The sequence below is a fragment of the Rhizobacter sp. P2_H2 genome (assembly GCF_056403375.1).
The window spans coordinates 1-5158 of the sequence record NZ_JBFUFP010000333.1 but is presented as its reverse complement, the minus strand read 5'-3'; the positions used below and the strand labels follow the sequence as shown (position 1 = coordinate 5158).

The 5158-nt window shown below is 69.2% G+C and carries 3 protein-coding genes; 1 reads left to right on the top strand and 2 read right to left on the bottom strand.

All coding sequences use genetic code 11. The features are described from left to right. Together ligD and ku are read right to left on the bottom strand one after the other, a co-directional pair. A partial coding sequence (gene ligD / locus AC1D15_RS17230) for a non-homologous end-joining DNA ligase (RefSeq protein ID WP_477826930.1) occupies positions 1–1313 on the bottom strand: 1313 nt, incomplete at its 3' end. A 10-nt stretch (positions 1314–1323) separates the two neighbouring features. Next, positions 1324–2175, bottom strand: a complete 852-nt coding sequence (gene ku / locus AC1D15_RS17225) for a non-homologous end joining protein Ku (RefSeq protein ID WP_477826929.1) — start codon at positions 2173–2175, stop codon at positions 1324–1326. A 242-nt stretch (positions 2176–2417) separates the two neighbouring features. Between ku and AC1D15_RS17220 the strand changes: the two genes are divergently transcribed. After that, on the top strand, positions 2418–5024 hold the full coding sequence (locus tag AC1D15_RS17220; protein ID WP_477826928.1) for a di-heme oxidoredictase family protein: 2607 nt from the start codon (positions 2418–2420) through the stop codon (positions 5022–5024). Positions 5025–5158 lie beyond the last annotated feature (134 nt).

The window sequence follows — 5158 nt, the reverse complement described above, 5'->3', positions numbered from 1 at the left end:
GACTTCAGCCGGCCGGCGTCATCGTGCACGCCGAGCAGCAGGCTGCCGATCTGCGCGTTGTCGCGCTCGCCGCGCCGGTCGGTGTAGCCGCCGATCACGAACTCCTGGCGCTGCTGGCATTTCAGCTTCAACCAGGTCTCGCTGCGGCGCGACACGTACGGCGCATCCTGCCGCTTCGCGATCACGCCTTCGAGCTTCAATCGGCAGGCCGACTGCAGCACGCTGGCCGCATCGGCGGGGAAGTCCTCGCTGAAGCGCAGCGGCCCGCTGGCCTTGGCATCGAGCAGCTGTTTCAGCAACCGCCGGCGCTCGCGCAGCGGCAGTTCGCGCAGGTCGTGCCCCTCCACGTAGGGCAGGTCGAACAGGAAATACGCCACGTGCGAGGTGTCGCCGCCGTCGAACGCGTTCTGCAGGCGGTTGAAGGCCGGCAGGCCGTCGTCGCCGAGCACGACGATCTCGCCGTCGAGCCAGGCCGATGACAGCTCGAGGCGGCGCAAGGCCTCGACCAGCGCCGGCATCCGCCCGCTCCAGTCGTGCCCGCCGCGCGTGATCAGCACCGGCTTGCCGCGCTGGATGCGCGTCATGATCCTGTAGCCGTCGAACTTGATCTCGAAGCCCCAATCGCCGTCGGCCGGCACGCCGCTCGCGAGGGTGGCGAGCTGCGGCGACATCGTCTTCGGCAGCGCTGCCTTCACGGCTTTCGCGCCCGTGTCTTGCGCGTCGGCCACGGCCGCGGCATTGACGCTGTCCGGCAGCGCACTGACCACGTCGTACTCGGCGTGCGGCCGCGCGAAGCCGTCCTTCTTCTTCAGCAGCAGCCACGGCTGCTGCTTCTCGCGGCCCGACTTGCGCATGCGCACCAGCTCCCACGCACCGTGCAGCTTCTCGCCGTCGAGCGTGAAGGCGATCTTGCCGGCTGCCAGGCCCTTCTTCGCCTCGCGCACACCCCCCACCGGCTGCCAGCTGCCGCGGTCCCAGACGATCACGTCGCCGGCACCGTAGTGGCCCTCGGGGATGTGGCCCTCGAAGCTGTTGTACGAGACCGGGTGGTCTTCGGTGCGCACCGCGAGCCGTTTCTCGGCCGGGTCGAAGCTCGGCCCCTTCGGCACGGCCCACGAGAGCATCACGCCCTCCAGCTCGAGCCGGAAGTCGTAGTGCAGCCGCGTCGCATCGTGCTTCTGCACGACGAACGCGAGCTGCGGGCCGGTCTTCGCCCGCGCGCCGCGCGGCTCGGGCGTCTGGCTGAAATCGCGCTTGCTCCAATAGGTGTGCAGCGGGTCGGCGGGTGTCGACGCACGGGTACTGCGTTCCATCGCGATGTCCTCAGGCGCGCTTGCGTGCAGCCGGCTTGCGGGCCGCCGGCTTCGCGGCCGATGCGGCCTTGCCCTTCAGGCTCTTCGCGAGCAGCTCGGTCAGGTCGACCACGTTGCTCGGGCCGCTCTTCTCGCCGCTGTCTTCCATCGCCTCCACCTGCTCGGTCTCGCCGCGCTCGATGCGCTTGGCCACCAGCGCGTGGATCGCCTCGCTGAAGCGATCCGCATACGCCTCGGGCTTCCAGGTCTCGGTCATGTCGCCGATCAGCTGCTTCGCCATCTTCAGTTCGGCCTCCTTCAGGTTCGTGCCCTTCTTTCCTTCGGGTGGCAGCTTGATGTCGGCCCACGGGCGGATGTCGGCAGCCCAGCGCAGCGTGTTCAGCATCAGCGCCGGGCCGCTCGGGATCAGCGCGGCCAGGTGCTCCTTGGTGTGCATCACGACGCGCGCGATGCCGATCACGCCCGAGGCGAGCATCGCCTCGCGCAGCAGCGCATACACCTTCTCGCCCTTGGCCAGCGGCTCCAGGTAATACGGCCGGTCGAGCAGCGTGAACGGGATCTCGTCGGCATGCGCGAACGATTCGATCTCGATCGTCTGCGTGGTCTTCGGGTACGCGGCCTTGATCTCGTCGTCGCTCAGCACGACGTAGTCGCCTCCCTCCACCTTCACACCCTTCACGATGTGCGCCTTGTCGATCTCGCGGCCGGTGCGCTTGTTGACGCGCTTGTAGCCGACCGGGTCCATCGAGCGCTTGTCGAGCCAGTCGAAGTCGACACCCGATTCCGACGACGCGGGATACAGCGCGACCGGTACATGCACCAGCCCGAAGCTGATGGCACCTTTCCAGATGGCGTGGGGCATGGCGGGACTCCTTGGGACGTGGTTCAGCGAGGTCGACGACGAACCGAGCCTAGGGTCGCCGCAGCGCATGGCACCAGCGGCAGATCGCGCGCGTTGATGTAGGAAGACGCCGGCAGCAAAAAATTTTCTATCCGACTGGACGTCCCGTGCCGGCAGGAGTTCAATGGCCTCGCTGTAATTGGAACCGGTTCCAATGACCGCAGTACAGGGACCGTTTCTGCGACTCAAACGAGGAGACAGACATGAAACAGGTCCCATCACGCGGGTCGGGCCGCGCCTTGGCTTCGAGCATCGGGCTGTCGGCCCTGCTGCTCGCCGGCTRCGGCGGCAACGACACCGCAGCCCCTTCATCCGACACGGCCAAGGAACAGGCGATGGCCGTCACCGCCGGCCGCTACGCGTTGCAAAGCGTCGCCACCGGCCAGTGCATCGGCGTCAACGGCGGCAGCAACGCGAGTGGCACGGCGCTGCAGCTGCAGACCTGCAGCAGCACCACCACGCAGCAGTTCGACGTGACACTCGCCTCCGCCGGCGTCTACAAGCTGACGGTCGCGGCGAGCGGCCTCGCCATCGACGTGCAGAACGCCTCCGCCAGCGACGGCGCGCCGCTGCAGCAGTGGACCGACAACGGCACCAACGCGCAGCGCTTCACGCTCGGCGAACCGGCGGCCGGCGTGGTCACGCTCGTCAACGTCAACAGCGGCAAGTGCGTGCAGGCGGCCGATGCCGCGAGCCTGCGCCAGTACGGCTGCAACGGCGCCGGCGCACAGCAGTTCAGGCTGGTCGGCGGCAACACCAACCCGCCCGACCCGGTCGCCGTGGTGCCGCTGTTCCCGCAGGGCACGCCGATCACCGAACCGATCCAGACCGTCGAGGCCGACGGCACGCTGGTCACCTACATGGGCATGCGCCCGACCGAACGCCATGCGCGCGAACGTGGCGAGGCCTGGGACGCGCCCGACCAGGGCCCGGGCCGCTACCTGACCTTCCCGTCGTTCTACTTCCAGAACCGAACCTTCGGCCTGGTGATCCGCGACGAGGTGCCCGCCGGCCGCTCGAAGATCACCTTCACGCTGCGCGTCAACGAYGGCACCTTCGACGGCACCACCTTCAGCCTGTTCCGCAACGCCGGCGATCCGAACGTGCGCGACTACGGCTGGGCGCTCAACTACGGCTTCGGCAACCCGAAATTCCTGAATGCCGACAATTACCCGCTGCCGATCTGCATCGCCGGGCAGCCGGATGCCGACTGCCAGTTCTCAGTCGACACCAACTGGCGCACCGATCCGCACAGCCGGCTGAAGGTGGGCGATCCGGTCGAGCTCGCGCCCGCGCCGCGGCTCAAGTACAACGCCGACGGCAGCGCGGTGATCGATGGCGGCGGCGCACGCTACTACTCGTTCGAGCAGCTGTACGTGGCCGGCGTCGGGCTGCGGCCCTGGTACGGCATCGCGCCGAACCTGGACTCCGCGGCCCTGCCGCCCGAGACGCTGTCCGGCGGGCAGACCAGCCTGTCGTACAACTACTCCGAAGAGCCGATGCGCGTGTTCCAGCAGATGGCCAACAACATCGGCATCCAGAACACGAAGCGCTTTGTCGAGGGGCGGCGGCTGTTCCACACCTCGTTCATCGACGGCCGGCATTCGGAGCATCCGGAGAGCAACCCGGTGTTCAGCGCGCATGCCGGGCAGCTCGGCCCGCGCTACAACCAGGTGAGCTGCATCGCATGCCATGCGCTGAATGGCCGCACGGCGGCACCGGCGGCCGGCACGGCGTTCGCCGGTACGGTGCTGACCGGCACGGCCGGTGCCGATGGCAGGCGCGTGCCCGATGCGACCTACGGCCTCAATGTGCTGCAGAAGGCCGCCGCCGCCGGCGCGGCCGACTACGGCGTCAGCGTGCAGGCCTACACGACGACGGTGCGCACGCTGGCCGACGGCGAGAAGGTCGAGCTGCAGAAGCCGGTCTACGCGTTCAAGGGCCCGGTGCCGGCGCAGTACTCGGCGCGCCAGGCACCGCAGGTGATCGGCGTCGGTTTGCTCGAGGCTTTGCCCGAGAGCACGGTGCTCGCGCTGGCCGACCCGGCCGATGCGAACGGCGACGGCATCCGCGGCGTCGCCAACCTGGTGACCGATCCGGAGACGGGCCAGACGCGCCTCGGCCGCTTCGGCTGGAAGGCCGCGAAGGCGAGCGTGCGCCACCAGGCCGCCGAGGCRCTGGTCAACGACATGGGCGTGGTGTCGCCGGTGTACCCGTCGCGCAGCTGCCAGCGGGCCGCGGCCGATTGCCGCAGCAACCCGCAGGGCACCGGTGTCAACGAGCAGGAGCTGCAGCGCGTCGTGCAGTACCTGGAGCTGCTCGCGGTGCCGGCGCAGCGCAGCCTGCGCAGCGCGTTCCCGGCCGGCGTGCGGGTCTCGCCGGAGCACGAGGTGAACCCGGCGCAGGTGACACGCGGCGCGCAGCTGTTCGCACAGGTCAACTGCACCGCCTGCCACGTGGCGACGCTGAAGACCGGCACGACCCAYCCGTTCGCCGAGCTGCGCGACCAGACCATCCACCCGTACACCAACCTGCTGCTGCACGACATGGGAACGGGCCTGGCGGACACGGTGGCCGAGGGCAAGGCGCAGCCGTCGATGTGGCGCACCGCGCCGCTGTGGGGCATCGGCTCGCTGCCCTGGGTGCAAGGCAGCGCGCAGAACGTGCGCTACCTGCACGMCGGCCGGGCGCGCACGCTGATGGAGGCGATCGGCTGGCACGGCGGCGAGGCGGACAACAGCCGCCAGCGTTTCGAGGTCTTGTCGAGGGACGACCGGGCGGCGGTGCTGGCGTTCCTGAACACGCTGTAGGGTCAACAAACCCCAGGCGCCCTCCTACAGCCACACGCGCCGCTGGACGATTGGCTGAGCGCGTCGGCTGCGTACGCTGGGCGGCGATGGAAACCGCCGCCCCGCTCCCCTCCCGCTGGCCCGGCCTGCGCGCC

Bases quoted from the DNA above. Each gene is read 5' to 3' on its own strand.
- ku (WP_477826929.1), bottom strand. From the start codon at position 2,175: ATGCCCCACGCCATCTGGAAAGGTGCCATCAGCTTCGGGCTGGTGCAT.